Below are 18,714 nucleotides of genomic sequence, written 5' to 3' on the forward strand. Positions count from 1 at the left end.
AGCCTGGGCCCTCTCAGACCGGCTCTGTGCTCGACTCGGAATCGATCAACCAGCAGTCAACGAAGCCCTTCTCCACTCAGCCGACATTGACCCGCCAGACGACCGCCCAGAACGATCAGCAGCAAGTCTCCCTCTCTATCTGACCCGGTCTGACCTCGATACGTTCGTGAATACCATCTTCAGCGATGAGTTAGAGTCGACGATTCGAGAGATCCGAGAGAATATTATTGTCGAACGGGCGCACATTCTGGATGCCCTTCAATTCGGCATGAGTAGTGAATCCGCTACCGCGGTCGAATGGCCGATTTCGGATGAAGCCGCAGTCGTGTGTGCAGTGGCGAGCCAACAGAATCGTCCCGTCGTCGCAGACTACCTCGTCGAACTGCTTGGAAAAGACGAATTCACGGTTCATGCGACACTCCGCGATGCCGGTCTTACCGTAACTCTTGAAAACGGATTGTTACACTTCGGTAACGCATACGCAACTCCGATTGCTGACGAGGGCCCGATCAATACCTATCAGCAATGGTTAACGACACGGTTATCCGGACTCGAGGCAAGTGAGCACGGCCTCAACGAATTAGTCAACCGACTTTCTGAGGGATGGGACCGACAACGACAATCGCTTTTAGAGGCGATCATTCAACAGCTAGACGACTTTCGAGTGAGTCCAACAACATTCGTCTTCTCAATGCTCGACCCAAACTATCTCGACGACGCCCAAATGGACCAGTACGTCGACGATAGCGCGCACCTCCGAGACGAGGTGAACCAGATCAAAGCGTGGCGCGACGACCAACCGGGTGATGCGGAGACTTTCAGTAGCGCCGTCTCAGAGGTTTGCCATTATCCAGTTCACGAAGCAGGCACCGAACCAATCCTCCGGATTATGTCTCCCTGGACGAACTTCGCCATCCAGGACTACACAGCGACATTCCGCTATCTCCTCGAAAACGACATTACGATTCAGCTTCTCTTTCGCCTTCCAAGTCGCCGGGGCTGGGACAACCTCAAAGAGCACTTGTTGACTCGCCTTGGTGAAACCAAGGGTAATCTCGAGTTGCGAACATATACACGATTCAAAGAGTTCCGTAACCACGATGAGCTCAGGGGGATTGAAGAGAGTGATGAGAACTACGTTGGAGAGACCGGAATCCACGCGAAACTGTTTATTGCCGGGAACCCATCTGACGGGACGGTGGTCGCCGGTAGTGCAAACCTCATGGAAAACAGTTTCTTTTATAATCCGGAGGCGGGTCTCAAGACGCACGACCCAAATGTCCTCGAGACGGCGATCGACTATTTTGATTTAATATGGAACATTGCAGAACCCGATCGGATTGACGAGTCTGCCTTCACTGGGAAAACAAATTTCACATTCTATCCAAAAGTGTATCGTGACTGATGTCGTCTTTGTCGAAAAGGACGCCCAGATTTGGTTCGATATTTTTCGAACACTCTACTACGATTACGACGTCGATCACTCGTTGATGTTGGTATTCATTCCGATCAAGACCGTGTTCTTCGAGCGCCTCGAAAATCTCAAACAACAACCGTCAGTCATTCATTGCTCATCACTTCCTCAACAGCGTCGATGATCTCCTGTGCAGTTGAACTAATGCGCTCGAGTCGATCAAGAATAGTCTCCGGTTCATCTCCTTCCCAGGCAGCGAGGTAGAACGCTGACCCACTCGTGTCTAGTCCAAAGTACCGCCCAACGATGTAGCCGACAGCTTCGGCCTCGAGTTCACGCTTCGATCGCTCGTCTTCAGTACCGGTCCCGCTGTGTAACAGCGCGTGAGCGTACTCGTGAACGAGCGTCACAGCAAGATCTGCCTTGTTTTTCTGATCGAGAACTTTCACGAGTGGTGCTCTCCCAAGACGGTACTGACAGATGCCCTTGGCGTTCCCGTGAGACCAGTTTCGAGGAGACACGACCGTCACCTCTACCTCGAGCAATTCAGCCGCTTCAAGGAGCGCTGGAGCTAGCTCTTTGCCTGATCCGTATGCCTCGGTCTCGAGATCCGGCAGTGGTTCGCCATCGGTCTGGGAAATATCGAACACAGGTGCAGGCCGGAACCCAACGAGACCTTTGTCCCACTCTCCTGGTTCTGTCTTGTCGTATTCACAGCCGATTCGTTCGTGGTAGGATGGGGCGTTCTCGCATTCAGGGCACTGTCTCGCGATGATCGGTGCCCAGATCCAGAGTGCGTTTTCGCCTTCTTTCACGTGCCGATCGAACTCATCTTGCCACGTTCGGTAGCCGGCGACTCGGCTTGCTTCGGGACACTGGAGTTTGATCAGGAGTGTATTCCGGTAGGAGTAGTCATGGAACCGACTCTGGACGTCGAGCCAGTCTTTGAATTGTTCACTCGAGACAGCGTCGTCGACCTCCTCCACAAGATCATGGACCCACGTCTCAATTGTACTGTGCATCTCATCACGGCGAGTCTTCGAATCGTCGAACGACTCTTGGGACGGTGTGCTTGCAGCCATATGTGAATACGTGCCTCTCGAGACTAACTCGAGATGGCCGTCACCCGTGTCGGCCACAAAAACCTCCACAAGCTGAGTGGTGCTTCAGAACTCGTCTTCTGAGTTTAGCGTTCCATCAACAGGCGGACAGCACCGGATCCTGACAGAATTGTCGGGCAAGATGTAGAGGATCTAGTCACCACGACGACTCAGCTTGTTTTACTCTGAAAACGATGAATTATCTGCTCACTACAGATGCTTATTTATCGACCTGATGTACATATGCTGGTTGACGACTGTAAGACGCTGGAAGAGTTTCTCCGTTAACGAGTTTCTTAAGTCTTGTAAACGGGAAACGGTTCTCTGGCTCCAGTTCCCGACAGTCACTGAGAAGGTACAGAGTATCTGCATCGTCGAAATATTCACTCCACGTATCTCGATCTGCTATGTGTTCACGCATTCGGTCAGCTTTATCGGGGTTGTCCGCTGGATTAACAATAACATCTTCAATAGTACCAATGTGAGTAATGACATTCTCTTCTTCCCCACGTGATTTGATATAAGCTGGAAGTTCGCCGTGACGTTCAATACCGATTTGTGCAGACCGCCATGGTTTGTTTGCACGGTGCGTTACTTTTGAAAGTTGTACAGCATCCTCTAATCGTGACGGAAAATTGCGTGTGAACACCGCTGGATTACTGACGTTTCTCATCGCTACTTGTGCTGAACTGTATTCCTGACTCGACATACTCAATTATAATATATTCTGATATGATATGTCTGTTTTGCATCCGGTAATTCCTCTACCTATATTGGTCGATCACTACCCTTTGTAGATCGAGTTTTGAACGTAGGGATGTACTACGGCGTTCAAAGTTGAAGTACGCTGAAGGCGGACGAATCGTTTCAGGATCAAAGACGTGATATCGCCCAGTCTCGAGTTAACTACACACACTTCATCAGTAGATATATGTTACAATAGCACAACAAGTAGAATGGAAGCCGGTCTCCCAGGGGGTACGAAATGCCCCGGGTGTTGAAGCCACCCGAGACGGGCTTCCAAAACCCACCAGGGTTTTGCAAGCATGATTCCGTTCATTCTACCGGGATATAAACATCCCGCACGACGGTTGTATCGGCTAGCACCAGCAATGCCATCGCTTTCTACACCGACTGTCCCAACAGAAGACGCGGTTGTGTTCGGTGATCGCGATGGATGTGAGTGACGAACTCGCGGCTAACGAGACAGATCTCTGCGCAGACAGCGACGGGACTGACGGTCCTGATTCAGAGGTGACTGACTGCTCGAGCGACAGCAGTGAGACTCAGACGGACGACTCGAGTAGTTCCTCACAAACCAACTGCCCACGTTGTGGTTCGCCAGTGACCATGGAGGTTGTGACTGGGCCGACTGAAGCACGAGTCAGTCCGTGTGGCTGTCGCGTCGCACCTGGATTCCTCGAACGCCACTGATCGATAACTACGCTCGGGGGAACCATGTTGATAGACCAGTTACTGTGAGCGTATCATCGCTTTTCCTTTATCGATCATAACGTACGAGATGAGTTGAAAGCCTTCAGGAGTTATGTAGAATTGTCGGTCGACACGCGACAGGAGTCCAAGTTCATCGAGGTATGTGCTGAGCCATCGAACGACGTCGGTTCGAGTCCGCTCACCCCAGCTATCCCGTTTTCCAACTTTGCTTGCATACCAGTCTTCGACTTGATCTCGTGGGACTGGGTGGGAGTTTTTGGATAGTTCGAACACACTCTCTAAAAGTGCAACGAGACTATAGGTGAGGTCGGAATGAAACGGCTTCTCGTATAGCAGGTCAATAAGCGTGTCTGCTTGGTCAGCGGTGACATTCCATGGTTGATTTTCGTAATCCCCACCTGCGACATATTCTTCCCCTCGCTCAGTAAGTATCATTCCTTCTTGGGTAGTTTGGACGAGTTCCAGACCTTTCCCTGCTTTACGGAAATTACGGACTCGTGATTCTGGATTATTTGATGATCCCTTACCGATGTAATCGTATTCTACGGCCGCCTCGCTTACCGTGACTGGTCCTTGACGCGAAGCTAAGAATTCCAGATACCGGTTAATCAGACTAAGTCCAGCAACGGACGTGACGACACCCTTGACCTGAAAATGGGCAAGGTCAGCAAATAGCGTTTCTTGATATTCCTCAAGAACGTGACTCAACTCGTATGTAATCGGCTCGAGGTCACTATCTGTACAACTTGAACGAACATCCGACGGAATTTGAGGAGCTAGCAGAATCGGTCGTAGGTTTCTATCTTTGGCAAACGCGGGTTCCGTTCCTTTGTTTTGACAATCATGGACGTATGCCGAGAGTTGGTTAACATGATCTTCCGTGGCTTTGACTACTTTGAGTTCAATCAAAATGATATCATTACCGGCGAGATAGACGAGGTCAGTGCGCCCAGATGGCAGTGATTGTTGCCGTGCTACAGGAATTAACTCATTGGCTTCTACATCAATGATAGAGGCTAAAATGGAGGGTGACTGCGCAAGGATATCTTCAATTGAACGTTCAGAGGCAGTCGAATTTTCCGACATACGATTGTCACTCTAATGCATTCATATAGTTGTTCTCAAGAATCTCATTTCCATTATGACTTGAATGTCGGATAACGTCCAAACGCCCGACTCTCTCAGATAGATTCTTGAACAAATTCGCCGGAGATGCGTTCTTTCTGCTCTACTGCAGCAGTATCAAGAAGACGACTGCAAACGGATAGCACCTGTCGAATGTTTCCTTGAGAACGTTGTAGAATTAGGTCGAGAGCCTCCTCTGTGAACGGATGAATTTCAGATTGCTTTCCAGCTCCTGTTCGTTCCCGATCTAGATATTGTTCGATGAGTGCGTACAAATGGTCATCCGTTAATGGTCGTAACGCTACCTCTTGTCCGATTCGTTCACTAAATGCGTGATATTCACTCATCACGTCTTGCCAGACTTCTGGCGCACAACCAAACAACATACAGAGGCCCATACTATTCTGGTCCATTAAATGGCGAATACTGTTCAGGGTTGCTTGCTCATCTTTTGATGAAAGACGCGAGATGCTTTCAAACTCATCAACAAAGACGAAGACTGCCGTGTAGCCCAATTCTAGCAACAAATTCTTCATCGCTGTAAATGCTCGGACCCCCATCGTATCGTCGTCGAGAGCGGTGTGAATCTCCATCTCTTTCCGCTGTTCGTACCGTATCCCTTCACCGGTCAACCATTGCCATGCATACAAATTCGTATCCTCATACACCATGTGAACGATCGCTCTTGCGAAATCAGCGAACTGAGTTACATCGCTTAGTCGCTTGACCGCTGTTGGGATGAGTTCTGAGAGCAGAACATCACCATCATCAATCAGCGACTGCATCCCGTTCGCTCCAACGGGATTGGTATCTGTGACATCACGTGCTACCGTTGCGAGGAACTCGTACGCAATTTCTTGGACTCGAGAAAATCCGAGATCGTACATGAACTCGTGATAGATATCGAGGAATCCATCACCTGGTTGTGCAACGTAACCAACGACGACATCACCCTGATCCCGCAACAGTGAACGAGTATATTTGAGTGTATGCGACTTTCCGTTTCCGTATTTTCCAGTGACGACAAGATGCTTCGATTTACCTGTCGATAACGTTGCAGACACTGTCGAACTGATTGCAGCGGTTGCATGGTCTTGCCCACAATATATCTCGGGGTTTTCTGAGGGAACTGGGCTATACGGGAAGGGGTTACTATCGAGATCGAAGTGACTGTAATTCTGTTCCGTATCGCTGATATCGAACGCTTCGCTCATTGGTTTGAATTGGAAGTAAACGTGATGTCGCGGTCGTATACCGCGAGGTAGTAGTACTGTTTGTCGAACTGTTCAAGTCCAGCCATAACCTGCTGTGTTGACTGGGATGTCGAGACTAACGAGTCACCGTCAGCAAGTGCGATTTCTTTGATACCCAGTACCGACTCTTTCGCGGCCGTATCCAATGGTGCACCCGATAACTCGAGTTTGCCAACGTTCTCTTGGCACAGTGTAGCAAGCGCACTATCGAAAGCACCACGGGAACACTGAAGTCTCTCACAGGTTCGTTCACGTAACCGCGGGATTGAGAGGTAGCGTTGCCTGAGATCGACACCGGCAGTTTCCTCGAGGGAGTCGTATTCCTCGAGAAAGACAAACTGAAAATTCGCTGGTACGTCGTTACTCTCGACTACATAGTACTTGCCAGTGAACGCATTTCGCTGAATTCCACCGAGACGTTCTCCCCAGTCTCCAACAATCTCGATTCCTGTCTGATTGAACGAATATGGAGAGTACTCGAGTTCACTCTCCAGGTAGTCGAGGATCTCGTTTTGACTTGCTGGACTGAGCTCATCGAGTGCATCGAGGAATGTACCATAATGTGGGCTTCGAACAGCCAGTATTTCGTCTGCTTGTGTCCACTCTTTGGCTTTGATTGTGTCTAGAAATCTTTCACCAACTGGTGTCGTATAGTATTCTGGTTCATCTTCTGAATTCTGTTCAGAGAGTAGGCCAATACGGGTTGCTTCTAGAACCGTTTCCCGTGCCCGTCGATGACTGACGTGTAGTCTCTCTTCTATAGCTTCAGTTGTTTTGCTGGCGCTCTCACAAATATAGGTAAGCTCTGTGAGGCGACCCAATGTAACCGGTCGAATGGTCGCTCGTTCTGATGTCACGTAAGCCTCCTAACTTGCTGTTTAGCGGTCTTATACGCACGTTGGGTTACTTCGTTTCCCTGAAATCGAAGGTCAAGATAATCTTCAATGTCTTTTCCTGATTCGTCGACATACCGAAATCGACGTAACTCAGTTGCCATCGCCCACAGGTTGTGGCGTGTTAGAGCGTCGCGGTCCTCTCGAATATCGTCGAGAGTTCTGGACCCACAGACTGGGCAGGAACATGGGAGGTATTCTAACTCGTCTATTTGGGCCAGTTCTTCACCACCAAACCCAGGTATCAGGTAGTTTCGGTTACCAGCGCTTCGAATGAACGCGGAGGAATCGAAACTGTCCACTCCAAGGTAGAGTAAGAGTGGTTGATAGACGAGTCCACCCAGTCCATACACATGGAGATGTTTGTCAGTCGTTGTCCTTGCGGCAAGGATCAACTTCGTCGTCTTTGTGTAATCTGTTCGAACGGGAACAAGGCTTCCAAGTGCGTACCCATCGAAGTCACCATGGCGCTCTAAGTATTGGATTGTGTTACGAACCGTTTCTGGATCGTATCCGTGAACGCTGGCGAACAGCGGTTCGGAACTATCGTGATGATCACTCGCCTCAAGAGCAAGTTCAACACTTTGATCGATTCGATGTTGGTTCTCTGCAACTCGGTTATCCCTTGATATCGGTAGATCCACCGTCCCGAAAATATCCGCTTCGAGCAATCGTTGTGTCTCGAGCGTCTTTTCAGGAGTTGTATCTAATTCTTCGGTAGAGAAATCGTACCCACCACTATCAGCGAACACAATTGTCTTCGTGGGCACATCCATCTCTTCGCGAAGTGATACACCATTTGTTAGTCTGTTCCACATTGGATCTCGGTTCCTGATTGCTCGAGCGTTAATCATCGCCGTTGGAAGATCGGGAACTGTATCCACGTATCCTGGCGTATTGTCGCTTGAGCGCTTTCCTAGGTTCCGAACAGGAAAGAGTACAGGAGTTTTGAGATCCCCTCGTGGGAGTTCAAGCGTCCGTTGTCGGTACAGCATTCACAGACATCTGTTGCTGTTCATGTTAAATAGATAATAGCTCAATACAGACTCGAAGTGGTTGAATAGCAATTCAGCTAAAGTCTCCAAATTCCATCGTTGTTATAATCAACCTGAATAATGCGCTGAACCAGTGTTTCAAGAAGCAATGACTCTGTCTCCAATAGATCTAGGGGAGATTAGAACGTCTATGCTGTTCTTAGAAATACGATGAGTTATATGTCCATCATATATAAAAATCATCTGAGAAAGTCAGGCAGATAGTAATCGTCAGTCACATATTGTCGCTTCTCCGATTGAAATAAGGAGCAAATAGTTGTCTAAATCCTTCTTTCTCACTACGGTTTTCCGATCTTCATTATATTCAATAAGCCCTGCTTCATCGATTTTTGGAAGGTGCTGTTGAATCAGACTGTTATATGCTGATTCGTAGTCACTAGTTGGAACTGCTCGAGGGGGTGTGTCCGTTTCGACACTTCGGATTACACGTGCTATTTGGCGTACATCAATTGTACACCTCGAATCAAAGAGTGAGAGATATTTTACTGTAAGTAAACGACGCTCATTGCCGAGCAACTTATATGCGTCAGTAGGTGAAAATTGGTTACTCATATTCACCCACTACTTGATCAGTTCTTTTAGCTATTGTACCGATCTGAATTTTTGGTCTTCTATAGTTCATTGTCTTCGAGGACGAGCCCTCGCCCTTACGGGCTCAAAAAAACGGACTGGAGGTGCAAAGCGTGTAGACGAGTCAGTTCCCTAAATGTAGATACCATACCAAATCAGCAGTACAATAATTCGGTCGGATGGGGAGATTCATATGCGAGAGCGAGTAACCATCGTATGGTGAATATCATCTGTGAGGTTCTACGTTCCTGAATGGGACGACAACGTCGACGCTCACTACGATTTCGAACACGACGAGCATTCGGAACTTGCGAAAGACGATCGTCAACTCCAGTATATTTGGGATATCTTTGACTATGAAACGACTCCGATAGACGGCGTTTTAATTTCGAGAGAGCAAGTCGAAGAGAGTGCGTCGAAGTTTGATCAACTCACATCACACGGTGTGTACACCGAACAGTCAGGACTCAACGTACCTGATTGGCTTCCAACGATTAGTGACTGTGGTGCGTGGGGTTACAAATCGCTCCCATTTCCTCCCTACGGCAACGACGAGATGCTGGAATTCTACGAAGAACTCGACGTCACGGTCGGCGTGACGATTGATCACCTTGTTCTCGGTTCTGGTCACGAGACTCGTCTCTATCTGGATAAGCGTGCTTTCGCAGATTCATTGCTTACTCCCAGTGATCTTCCTGAAGAACTGACTGGCGAAGTTGATCTCATGATTGATGAATGGCCTACAGAATGGCCAGAGTATGTCTCTGACTACGATCAAACGATCATCAATAACTCATCCATTGAACCTTTCAGTGAGGCTGACTTCGAAGGCGATTTGGCGACAATTCTTGAACGACTTCGGGATGATCCAAGGGCCGTCTATCGGGAAGATGATACGGAATTCCGCTATCAATTGACGCTCGATAATGCTGCGGAGATGAAACAGTTGTACGATGACAACGGTTACTCCTTCCGCCTGATGGTCGCAATTCAGGGATGGGATCCAATGTCGTATGCTCGAGCGGCTGATCAAGTTCTAGATCTTGGATATCAGTACGTCGGAATTGGTGGTGTTGCTGGAAGCAATGCAAGTCGAATCAGAGACATCGTTACCGGTGTCGGGAACGCAGTAAAAGAACACGAACGAGACCGTAAGACACGGGTCGATACTCACGTTTTCGGATTTGCAAAGACCGATGCGTTCGAATCGATCGGCCGAACCGGAATGACGAGTTTTGACAGTGCGAGTATGCTTCGATCAGCATGGACAGGTGGTGATAACTATCACCTCGATAGTGACCGCCGCTACGATGCACTTCGTGTCCGATTTGGATCCAATAGAGATTCACTCGATAAGCGCATTCAGATCGCTCTTCGCGGGCAGGAACTTCTCCATTCACTTCGTGCCTTCGACAATGGCGAATCCATTTCACAGGCAATCCACGAGTGGGCCGCCCAGGCAGAACAAGCACTCAATGAGTTAGGTCCGTACCTGAAAGAACATAGGCACGACGAAGGGTACGATCGTCGCTTGCTTCGCGATGTTGAGGACCACTTCCGAGATCACTACGCCCACGGTCGTGAGCTTCGGGCAAGTTTTAGCCGTCCGCTCCGCAAGAAAATAATCAAACTCCTTCGAGACGACGATTCTGAGTCTCCTATCGACTTCAACGAGTACCAATCATTGATCGATACTGCTCATGATCACTTCGAGAATTCGTTCCCCAGAATGGCAGAAGCAATCAAACAGCACGAGAACGAGTCTGACTCTGTCGCTACCTTCGATCAGATTTGGACACTCGTCGACGATTATGCATCTTGGATCGGTGATGAGAACCTTCTCGAGGAGTACAAGCGTCTTCTTCGGGAAGAGCCGTGGACCAAATGTGGCTGCCGAATCTGCAATCAACATGGGATAGAAGTTGCCATCTTCCGTGCAAATAACCGCAATCGGCGTCGTGGATTTCACAACACGAAGCGCTTCTACGACCAGTTCCAAGAAGCGCTACCGAAGACACTCATCGTGACGCCGGCTACAGACAAGATCACAAAACACAGTTCCGTTGAAGGATATCTCCTTACTGAACGAACGGATTTCTGGTCGGCCGTTCATGACCTACCCGTAGCGGAGATCGGGACTGTGAACGAAACTGGGATCTACGAGTGGTGGTCAGACTCACCAACGTCACTTTCAGACGCTTCTGAGACGGTGGCGACCTCAGTTGATGAATTCTGTGCACGATATCAGAACGTCTTCGTGTACGATCCGAAGGAGGAAATCCAACAGAACGTTGTTGAGGATCTCGAACAACAAGAATGTACTCTCGAGTCATTTGATCAGGCACAGAACCTCCGAACTGCTGTTCTCGACCGACTTGAGTACGACAGTAAATTCCTACCAGAGTTTATGGTCCAAAAAGGCCTGATGGAGTACTAATCATGGACATACTCATCATCGACCAGTGCTCGAATAAGAAGTCGTATCCGGATGAGAGTCCTGTCTTCGCTGCACCAGCAATTGACGAGGCCGGACTCGAAGCGCTTTGTAATCGTAATGATGCAGTCTGTCTACCAGCACGAAAGCTATACGATGGTCGCCAACAGCGCTACATCGACGAAGCTGTCGATTCACTTCGATCAAACGAAAATTCTGTCGACCGATACTTCATCAGTGCGGGATTTGGACTCGTAGAAGAAGATGACGCGCTCCCTCCATACGACGTCACGTTCGCAGAGATGACTGCAAGCGAGATCGATTCTCGAGCAACTTCATTAGAGATCACTGAGTGTGCAATTGATCTATTAACGTCCAATTCGTATGATATCGTCTTCTTCGCACTTGGAAATGATTACTATCGAGCGTTAGATCTATCCGAGGTATTGCCCATGTTATCTGAAAAGACACTTGGTGTGACCTTTAACCAAGAGAACCTTGCAGATCAGCATAAGAATGTCATCTCCATCCCTGCTCGTACAGAGCAGGCAAAAGAACACGGGTCGATTGTCGTCGCACTCAAAGGAACATACCTGAAAAACGTTGCAGGAAATCTTGCTACAGGTACAGAGGTCGAATCACTTGACGATGTGAGATCTGCATGTCTCTCTGAACCCACTTCGCAGAAAGATTTGACTGAATTTTAGTAGTCAATTGGAGTCTGTTAGACCCCCTTCATTTTCAGCGAAAGCCCGGCAGCGCAACGGATTCTACCGTGAGCAGCCCGGACCGTGGAGGTGGTGGGAGGTGGCGGTGATCGCTACACACCAGCAAAAAAGGGGTCACGACCGGCTATTCCCACCACTGACCGCGCTCTGGGAACTGGATTTCCGACCATCGAGTGAGTGCAATCGAACACCGACCGTTGAACCAGTTCTTCGCCGCCGCCCTGAACCGAACTCGCTCACCCTCTCGGACCTTCGTCTGCCGACTTGCTTTCCAAATCGTGAACTTCGTCCTTCCACTGCCGTCCTCGAGCAGACCAACCTGCTGTTGACTCGAGCAGGCTGGCTCCCAGAGTTCGATCACACGACCTTCGACGCTGACTTCACCGCGATTGACCTCCTCGAGTCTCCCGATTGGAACGACCGTACCTGCCTCATGCAATAACTCTTCTTTCGTCTCCATCACGGCCTCAAACAGCGCCGATCCTTCGAGGATGCGACTCGCGATTCGCTTCGCGATGACTGCTCGACTGTACCCACCGTGGACGTCGTCGGCCAAGCGCTGTGCCTGCCGATTGACGTTCGCCAACTGCTCGCACTCGAGTGTTTCACGGGGATCGATCTGACGTTCCGACCGTCGCTGCTCACGACGTATCGCTTCGACTTCGTTCCGGGTCCGCCTTGCTCGACCTTTCTGACGACCGAACTCGGCTTGGGCACTGATTCGCTCGAGTTCTTCCTCTCGAGCCCGAATGCGCTCTTCCTGAGCTAGGGTTGCACCGTAGATCCGTTCTTCACTCGTATCGGCGATCCCATCAGGGTGGTTTGCATCGACTTTCGCCTGAATCTCCATCTCGACCGTCGCCCGGAACTCCGGGGTCTCGTCGACGACGTCTTCCGACTCAGGATCGTGCTCCGCTCGAGCGTCCGCCTGTTCGTATGCCTGTTCATCCACCGAAACGACCTTACTGGTTGAGTTTGTACTAGACATTGCTGTATTTCCGAAGGCGCTCACTCGGCGTCTTCTTCCGACACCACGACTCTCCAGTCGTGGCTCTCGACATCGACCAACTCATCCAACATGTGCGCTCTCGCTCGCGCCTTCGCTCGCGTCCCCTGTGGGCGCGAGCGAGAGCGTCCCAATAATGCACAGACAACCAGAACCGCGCGCCGACCCGCCCGAAGCGAGCGGCCAGCTTTAAGCCGTTTTTCGTGTCCGGCCCGCGAGGGGCGCAACCGAAAACGTGCTTAATGCTGGCGTCGAGACCAGATTCATTTCAGCCCGGAACGGCGAGTTTGCTCGCCGCATGCCCGGAATGGTCGGTCGCGAGCGATGCGGAGGGCGGAAGCGACGAGCGGGGCGTGCCGTAACAAATAACCTGTTCAACCGGGTTCGACGCTCAGTGACACAGCCGACATCCTGGTGGAATCAGAAAGGGCGAGGCTGTCTCGGTCGTCCCCCGACTCCGCAAGCACCGCAGACACGAGGAGCGCAGCGTGGGTCGCGGGATGTCGAGCAACGAGAGAGCAAGCTCTCCCGAGCTAACGGCCGAGGGCTTTCGAGACGGTAACGGCCATCGCTGGCGGGCTGATATCGAATTTTGCTCCGCAGTGACCGGTGTGCGGACCCAACGAGGAGTGGCTTACTCGAGAAGATCTTCGACGAAGCGGAAGCCGTTCACGTACGTGACCGAATCACCGTAGCCCTCACTGGCGAAGACATTTTCAGCCCCTTCTCCAGCGAGGGTATCCGTCGTGTAGATGTAAGCGTGGCCAGCGGTCTCGTCGCCGAACGCTTGGGCGGCGACCCCGGCGAGCGCTGGATCTGCACGTTCGATCTCGTCGGCAGGGCGATCATCAGCGTTCGCGATGTACCGCTGGACACCGTCCATCGTCCGTGACACGAGCGCGTTCGTATACTCCAACGGCTCTGCGACTCGTGCCCACCCTTCGTCGATTGCCGTGTCGACCGGCGGTGTCTCGACGTCGGGCGCGTTGACGGTCAGTTCGTCGTAGACACGTTCCGGGAGGACGAACGTCATGTCGTTCCGGCGTGCAAACGTTCGGACGACCTGATACCGACGGTTCGACGGTTTCCCCATCGCGACGAACAGACCGGTATCAGCTATATGGATGGCGCTCACGCGTCGTCGCCGGCGATGTCCCGGTCAGCATCCTCGATATCCGCGACCGACGCGCCTGCCTCCTCGATATCGAAGTGTTCGTGGACGATCGGTCGAAGTGCCTGCAGGATGATTTCGGCGGCGAGCGGCGAGATATCGAGATCACGAGCCATCAGCCGATGGGTGACCTCCCCCTGCTCCCGGTCGACAGTATAGGTGAGTGCCGTCGCGAGGCCCGCGATTCCGTGCCGATCGATGTATGTATCGATATCATTGTCGGTCGTGCGACGTCCGACGGCATCGATGAGCGCTGGCGTGATCGTGTATTCTCGAGTCCCATCGGAAGCTGTGACGGTCAGGTCGATATCGCTCGCGACATACGTCCGTGGTTGCTCGTCAGTCGTCGCCTCGAGGACGCCAGCGTCAACCAGCCGGTTGACGTAGGTGTATGCTGTCCCCTGCGCGAGGCCAAGAGCGTCCATCATCTCTTGGACGGTCACTTCCTCCTCTTGATCGATATACGCATACAGCTGAGCGAGTTGCGGCTCCTCAAGCAGGTCCGCGACCGAGAGGAAGTCGCGGATGACGTCGCCGTTGGATCGGTTTGAGGTACGTGACATGACTTTGGACTTGATTACAGTTTACAGTGAAACAGTAAAGAGTGTTTGGGGTCACTCCTCCGGCGACGCGACGAGATTCTCCTCGAGGTCGCGAGTCCAGTACGTGGCTGGTCCACCGGGACTACACTGCGCACACAGTTGCAGTGGTCCTCCCAAGTGACCGAGTTCCACTCGAAACCGCGTGAGTGCTGCGAGTGTGTCGACGATGAGTCTGCACTCGTCACAGGCGTGGTGGTTGTGCTCGTCGGGATCTGGCTGTGTCTGGATCTCACAATCGACGCAGATCGGGTGAGTGACCCGTTCGTCCGTCCCTCAAGTATGGGCTTCGCCCAGATCAGAGTTGGGGAGTGCATCGCAGAAGTCACATCCGGAGAGGATCTGCTGCATTTACGTTCCCTCCTCACAGGCGTCGCGAGCGGCCGTCCACCCGCGCTGGAAGACAGGTATGTTGGTAGCAGATGAAGTGGTAGAACAAGGTCTAGTTCCGCGAGTGTTAACCAACAAAATTGGGGAAACTACTCGGATCTGTTGGTTAAGGCCAGTCTCCTTTCTTCAGAACTGCAGAAGTTGCCCAACTCAAAGGTAGATACATAGAGTCTACCTCCGACGAGCGACTAGGCTGAGTACGTCGGCTCACTCCCCGCTGTTGCGGTGCTCAGGATCGAGCCGAGCATACGCATCTGCGGTAGCACCCAGTTCAGTGAGCGAGCTGTTGAGCGTCAGTGGGTCGGGAAGTTGTTCATCGATCTCTCTCAGTATCTGTTCGGCCTCGAGGAGCGCCTCGTGAAGATCGTCGATGGGAACGTGACCGTCATCGGTGGCGTCACGTTCCGGGTGGTACCCCTGATCACCGTACTCCGAGTCGGGAACCGGATCATCGACACCGAGTGCGCGGTCGAATCCGGGGATGTCGTGTGGATCAGGATCGTCTGGCGTCATCGGTTGAGCACCTCGACGTCGGGATTTGCACCGACTGGTCCAGCGACCGCTTTCGCACGCTCGAGTTCGCGGAGTTCTCGCTGGGCCTGTCGAGGGCAACTGCTTGCCGACGGTGTTCAATACTCTGTTCGTCGACGATATCCTCCTCAATTGTGAAGCGCTTGCCTCGATGATCAATCTGCTCAAGCATCAGTACGCATCCTCCTGTGCCACATCCCAGGCGTCTGCCTGCAGATGCTCATGACGGACTTCACAGCTGTCCGAACAGAATCGGCCAGCGTATCCTGCTTGATTGCGAGTGAGTCTCGTACAGGTCGGTAATCGACACTCGTTGCGATTGGTCATCTGGTGATACCTCGCTTCAGTAACCGAGTCGTCTCAGCGTCTGGCGACGCTGGTGCTACGTTGTTTGTTCGCATTGGTTTCTGCGGTGGTTTCAGTCGAACCCCGCGTCCCTCCCGGGGGCGACAAACCATCTCGAGCGAACTCACGTGTCTGATCGATTAACGGAGCAAGCAGGCCCAGCAGTGGAATCTGATCGATTGTCATGTGAGTGCGTCCGGTTCTCCCGCAGCATGCGGGGCTCAAGCATTGCACACTGCTGGTAACCGAACGGAGGACGCTCTTTTCGATTCACTGATTCTTTGGAATTGGTTATCCAACCCATAGAACACGGAAGATGGCTCTGTTAAAATCCTTAGAGCATGATAGGTTTACACCCTCTGCGTTAAGTACAGGTGAGGTAGTGGCTAATGTCGCAGTTCCTGAGCCATAGTCGTCATAATCTTGACATGACTGAATAGAAGGAACAGGAAGCAGTGAGACCGCATTGTACCCGTTTATTCACGTTGTGTCTTCTGTGGGTGGCGGTGTCGGAGCGAAGTTGGATGTGAAACTGTTGTCGTCGAGATTGGGTTGTCGTTCTCTGCGGAACCGACTCCACTCGAACGCCCCATTTCACCACGATGAACGAATCAACCACTACTATCACCATCACTGTACCAGCAGCCGAGTCGGACATAACGTCTGGGAGTGTAAACGAAAGTACCTCCTCGTTCAGTAATAGCTTCAGCCACGTCGATCCATCAACCGCCGAAACGTGGTTACAAGCCTTCGCCGTCTGGTGGAATTCGCGTAACTAAACACGATGAGAAATGCCATCCAAACAACTATGTACATAGGTACGTACATATGTACATGCCCATGTCGCGTCCACAGATATCGAATGACTTGATGCAAGTGGTTCAAGAGATTCATCGGGAGCAAACCGGATCCAACGCAGGAAGTTTCGAAGAAGCACTTAAGACTGTTGTACAGCTGGCAAGCCAACAGGTAGGTGATGAAGGCTGGTACCCCAGTAAGTACGCAGGCATGGCCTTAGACAGAGTATTAGGAGACGATCAACCTTCACCTGTTGCTCAACAACGCCCAGATCCACGTTCTGTGATCGATCCTGACCAACAAGCAGTATTCAAGCACACTCTCGACGAGGATTACACAGTCACACTCCCCAAAGCTGAACGAACTGCCCTAAACCTCTCACCAGGGGAAATCCTCCAAGTCATTGCGTACTCAGCTACCGAAAACAACGATGAGTAAAAATGCTATGACCAACTTTACCGAGTTCACCAGTTACTCACCAAACTACGTTCCGGCGAAAATAGAGTTCTTAGAGTGGCTGCAAGAACGGGCTCGTGAACGAGGGTACGACCCAAAACTGGACCGGAACAACCAGATCCTTTTCGAGAGGTCTTTCACCGTCATTCGAACTCGTGGAAGTCTGCGGCAATCCTCTCCGTTCAAGTTCAAGGTCAACGATGAGGTGAATACTGAACTCCCTAACTTCGAAAACGCGTACTCTGTCGTGTTAGATCTGCACTCAGCCACCGAATTTGATCCTGATATTGATGATTTCTATCCAATGCCGTTGGTGTACTATCAGACCAGAACAAACGAAGATAAGAACGGGGATTACCCTATTTCGATCTACCTGGGTAAGCCTCGTTTAGAGCGGTGTAGAAACTCGGTTGATGTCTTGTTCCCTTCAGAGGGTGATGAGGGAACAGGGTTTGACCAAGGCGATGTACGTGATCAAATGTCGGATAAGACACGTGACCTCAATCAAATCTTTCGAGATATCTCTGAAGAAGGCTAAGAACAGGTCTTTACTCGGTTACCGCTTTCCTGATTCTCTGGATGTCTTGGTGGAATTCCGGGTATTCTGTATCTTGGATAGTATGTGCTCTTCGTCCTAGTCTTTCCCGTGCCCGAAAAAATACCAGAAACTGGTGCAGAACAAGTAGGTCTTCCTGAGAAGACCTGAGTCCTGCCACTGGTGCTTGAATTAATTCTCACGTTTTCGGAGTTCGTCGGGCTTGTGATCCTCTATAGCGCTGTGCAAGGCTTCGTGCTCAATTACGAACTCAACTGCTTCCTCCAGTGTTTCTGTACAGTATCCTCTCCAAGTACTTTATTTCTGGATTGGTCTTGGATTACAGGAAGATTGAAATGGATATCACCCTCATAGTGAGAGGTGATCGCTTCTCGAGAGAGGAAGTGGCCATGACAACGCACCTCGCTAGTCGAGAAACTGAGACTCCCATGCCTGCCGTTCCTCGATAGTTTGCTCACCTTCATCCGTGATCGCGTAGTAATTCGTTCGCCGATCAAGTTGCCCCTTTTCGACAAAGTCCTTGTTGACGACTGTATCGAGATTCGGATACAGACGTCCATGATTGATCTCACTACTGTAGTACTGCTCAATCTCTTCTTTGACGTCCTGTCCGGATGGTTGGTCAGCACCGGAGATCACGTACAGCAGGTCTCGCTGGAATCCTGTAAGGTCTTGCATATAACAAGCCGAACAAGTTAGATCAAGTTTGTTATCGTGCCGATACATGGCTGTAAGGTCATACAACGGGCGAACACTATCGCAGCCTGTAGAGATTAACCAACACAGAGCAGATTTAGCGATTTGTTGGTTAAGGGCGATAGGAGATGGTCCTTCC

The 18,714-nt window shown here is 51.0% G+C and carries 17 protein-coding genes and 3 pseudogenes; 6 read left to right on the top strand and 14 right to left on the bottom strand.

The window, feature by feature from the left end; all coding sequences use genetic code 11:
* Positions 1 to 166 precede the first annotated feature (166 nt).
* Positions 167 to 1,405, top strand: a complete 1,239-nt coding sequence (locus B2G88_RS19765) for a phospholipase D-like domain-containing protein (RefSeq protein WP_176393292.1) — start codon at positions 167 to 169, stop codon at positions 1,403 to 1,405.
* 155 nt (positions 1,406 to 1,560) lie between these two features.
* Here the strand turns inward: B2G88_RS19765 and B2G88_RS18405 are convergent, their stop codons facing one another.
* From B2G88_RS18405 to B2G88_RS20265, 7 genes are all read right to left on the bottom strand, one after another.
* A complete protein-coding gene (locus tag B2G88_RS18405; protein ID WP_087715619.1) occupies positions 1,561 to 2,496 on the bottom strand; it encodes an ArdC-like ssDNA-binding domain-containing protein in 936 nt (311 codons plus the stop codon).
* A 238-nt stretch (positions 2,497 to 2,734) separates the two neighbouring features.
* Entirely contained in the window at positions 2,735 to 3,223 is a 489-nt protein-coding gene (locus B2G88_RS19290) for a hypothetical protein (protein WP_140408915.1), read from the bottom strand.
* A 764-nt stretch (positions 3,224 to 3,987) separates the two neighbouring features.
* A complete protein-coding gene (locus B2G88_RS19295) occupies positions 3,988 to 5,055 on the bottom strand; it encodes a PDDEXK family nuclease (RefSeq protein ID WP_140408916.1) in 1,068 nt (355 codons plus the stop codon).
* 95 nt (positions 5,056 to 5,150) lie between these two features.
* Positions 5,151 to 6,308, bottom strand: coding sequence for a BREX system ATP-binding domain-containing protein (locus B2G88_RS18425; RefSeq protein ID WP_054861944.1), 1,158 nt, complete (start codon positions 6,306 to 6,308; stop codon positions 5,151 to 5,153).
* The gene (locus tag B2G88_RS18430) at positions 6,305 to 7,204 is read right to left on the bottom strand and encodes a hypothetical protein (RefSeq protein ID WP_054861943.1); all 900 of its coding nucleotides are present in this window, start codon (positions 7,202 to 7,204) and stop codon (positions 6,305 to 6,307) included. Before B2G88_RS18430 ends, B2G88_RS18425 begins: the two co-directional genes overlap by 4 nt.
* Positions 7,201 to 8,235, bottom strand: a complete 1,035-nt coding sequence (locus B2G88_RS18435) for a tRNA-guanine transglycosylase (protein WP_176393293.1) — start codon at positions 8,233 to 8,235, stop codon at positions 7,201 to 7,203. The genes B2G88_RS18430 and B2G88_RS18435 overlap by 4 nt, the downstream gene beginning before the upstream one ends.
* Positions 8,236 to 8,505: 270 nt before the next feature.
* Positions 8,506 to 8,847, bottom strand: coding sequence for a DUF7344 domain-containing protein (locus B2G88_RS20265; protein ID WP_449406700.1), 342 nt, complete (start codon positions 8,845 to 8,847; stop codon positions 8,506 to 8,508).
* 250 nt (positions 8,848 to 9,097) lie between these two features.
* Between B2G88_RS20265 and B2G88_RS18440 the strand changes: the two genes are divergently transcribed.
* Both B2G88_RS18440 and B2G88_RS18445 read left to right on the top strand, forming a co-directional pair.
* Positions 9,098 to 11,302 (top strand): queuine tRNA-ribosyltransferase tRNA-guanine transglycosylase, encoded by a 2,205-nt coding sequence (locus B2G88_RS18440; protein WP_087715621.1) that lies wholly within the window; start codon positions 9,098 to 9,100, stop codon positions 11,300 to 11,302.
* 2 nt (positions 11,303 to 11,304) lie between these two features.
* Entirely contained in the window at positions 11,305 to 12,006 is a 702-nt protein-coding gene (locus B2G88_RS18445) for a DUF6884 domain-containing protein (protein ID WP_054861942.1), read from the top strand.
* Between the two features lie 145 nt (positions 12,007 to 12,151).
* Here B2G88_RS18445 and B2G88_RS18450 read toward each other — a convergent pair whose 3' ends face one another.
* The 6 genes and pseudogenes from B2G88_RS18450 to B2G88_RS20020 all read right to left on the bottom strand — a co-directional run bounded on the left by B2G88_RS18450 (position 12,152) and on the right by B2G88_RS20020 (position 15,896).
* A complete protein-coding gene (locus B2G88_RS18450) occupies positions 12,152 to 13,015 on the bottom strand; it encodes a DNA-binding protein (protein WP_054862015.1) in 864 nt (287 codons plus the stop codon).
* Positions 13,016 to 13,667: 652 nt separating this feature from the next.
* Positions 13,668 to 14,168 carry a hypothetical protein gene (locus B2G88_RS18460; protein WP_087715622.1) on the bottom strand — a complete coding sequence of 167 codons (501 nt, stop codon included), beginning with the start codon at positions 14,166 to 14,168 and terminating at the stop codon, positions 13,668 to 13,670.
* Positions 14,165 to 14,767, bottom strand: coding sequence for a winged helix-turn-helix domain-containing protein (locus B2G88_RS18465; protein ID WP_087715623.1), 603 nt, complete (start codon positions 14,765 to 14,767; stop codon positions 14,165 to 14,167). Before B2G88_RS18465 ends, B2G88_RS18460 begins: the two co-directional genes overlap by 4 nt.
* A gap of 51 nt (positions 14,768 to 14,818) precedes the next feature.
* Positions 14,819 to 15,154: pseudogene (locus B2G88_RS20015) on the bottom strand (DUF7558 family protein).
* A 246-nt stretch (positions 15,155 to 15,400) separates the two neighbouring features.
* Positions 15,401 to 15,706, bottom strand: coding sequence for a hypothetical protein (locus tag B2G88_RS18475; RefSeq protein ID WP_054861941.1), 306 nt, complete (start codon positions 15,704 to 15,706; stop codon positions 15,401 to 15,403).
* Positions 15,703 to 15,896 (bottom strand): annotated as a pseudogene (locus tag B2G88_RS20020) (hypothetical protein). The gene B2G88_RS18475 and the pseudogene B2G88_RS20020 overlap by 4 nt, the downstream one beginning before the upstream one ends.
* An 856-nt stretch (positions 15,897 to 16,752) precedes the next feature.
* Between B2G88_RS20020 and B2G88_RS19300 the strand changes: the two are divergent.
* From B2G88_RS19300 to B2G88_RS18490, 3 genes and pseudogenes are all read left to right on the top strand, one after another.
* A pseudogene (locus tag B2G88_RS19300) lies at positions 16,753 to 16,848 on the top strand (IS6 family transposase); the annotation flags it as partial.
* 61 nt (positions 16,849 to 16,909) lie between these two features.
* Positions 16,910 to 17,305 (top strand): hypothetical protein, encoded by a 396-nt coding sequence (locus tag B2G88_RS18485; protein WP_140408917.1) that lies wholly within the window; start codon positions 16,910 to 16,912, stop codon positions 17,303 to 17,305.
* On the top strand, positions 17,298 to 17,861 hold the full coding sequence (locus tag B2G88_RS18490; RefSeq protein ID WP_140408918.1) for a hypothetical protein: 564 nt from the start codon (positions 17,298 to 17,300) through the stop codon (positions 17,859 to 17,861). The genes B2G88_RS18485 and B2G88_RS18490 overlap by 8 nt, the downstream gene beginning before the upstream one ends.
* Positions 17,862 to 18,284: 423 nt before the next feature.
* On the opposite strand, the gene B2G88_RS18495 is transcribed toward B2G88_RS18490, so the two are convergent.
* The gene (locus B2G88_RS18495) at positions 18,285 to 18,557 is read right to left on the bottom strand and encodes a PadR family transcriptional regulator (protein WP_054861938.1); all 273 of its coding nucleotides are present in this window, start codon (positions 18,555 to 18,557) and stop codon (positions 18,285 to 18,287) included.
* Between the last annotated feature and the right edge of the window lie 157 nt (positions 18,558 to 18,714).

The sequence above is a fragment of the Natronolimnobius baerhuensis genome (assembly GCF_002177135.1).
Classification (GTDB): domain Archaea; phylum Halobacteriota; class Halobacteria; order Halobacteriales; family Natrialbaceae; genus Natronolimnobius; species Natronolimnobius baerhuensis.

What these genes read in the sequence shown, in the direction of transcription:
- B2G88_RS18475 (WP_054861941.1), bottom strand. Translation starts at nt 15,706, where the DNA reads ATGACGCCAGACGATCCTGATCCACACGACATCCCCGGATTCGACCGC.
- B2G88_RS19295 (WP_140408916.1), bottom strand. Translation starts at nt 5,055, where the DNA reads ATGTCGGAAAATTCGACTGCCTCTGAACGTTCAATTGAAGATATCCTT.
- B2G88_RS18445 (WP_054861942.1), top strand. Translation starts at nt 11,305, where the DNA reads ATGGACATACTCATCATCGACCAGTGCTCGAATAAGAAGTCGTATCCG.
- B2G88_RS18450 (WP_054862015.1), bottom strand. Translation starts at nt 13,015, where the DNA reads ATGTCTAGTACAAACTCAACCAGTAAGGTCGTTTCGGTGGATGAACAG.
- B2G88_RS18485 (WP_140408917.1), top strand. Translation starts at nt 16,910, where the DNA reads ATGTCGCGTCCACAGATATCGAATGACTTGATGCAAGTGGTTCAAGAG.
- B2G88_RS18495 (WP_054861938.1), bottom strand. Translation starts at nt 18,557, where the DNA reads ATGCAAGACCTTACAGGATTCCAGCGAGACCTGCTGTACGTGATCTCC.
- B2G88_RS18465 (WP_087715623.1), bottom strand. Translation starts at nt 14,767, where the DNA reads ATGTCACGTACCTCAAACCGATCCAACGGCGACGTCATCCGCGACTTC.
- B2G88_RS18425 (WP_054861944.1), bottom strand. Translation starts at nt 6,308, where the DNA reads ATGAGCGAAGCGTTCGATATCAGCGATACGGAACAGAATTACAGTCAC.
- B2G88_RS18405 (WP_087715619.1), bottom strand. Translation starts at nt 2,496, where the DNA reads ATGGCTGCAAGCACACCGTCCCAAGAGTCGTTCGACGATTCGAAGACT.
- B2G88_RS18490 (WP_140408918.1), top strand. Translation starts at nt 17,298, where the DNA reads ATGAGTAAAAATGCTATGACCAACTTTACCGAGTTCACCAGTTACTCA.
- B2G88_RS20265 (WP_449406700.1), bottom strand. Translation starts at nt 8,847, where the DNA reads ATGAGTAACCAATTTTCACCTACTGACGCATATAAGTTGCTCGGCAAT.
- B2G88_RS19290 (WP_140408915.1), bottom strand. Translation starts at nt 3,223, where the DNA reads ATGTCGAGTCAGGAATACAGTTCAGCACAAGTAGCGATGAGAAACGTC.
- B2G88_RS18435 (WP_176393293.1), bottom strand. Translation starts at nt 8,235, where the DNA reads ATGCTGTACCGACAACGGACGCTTGAACTCCCACGAGGGGATCTCAAA.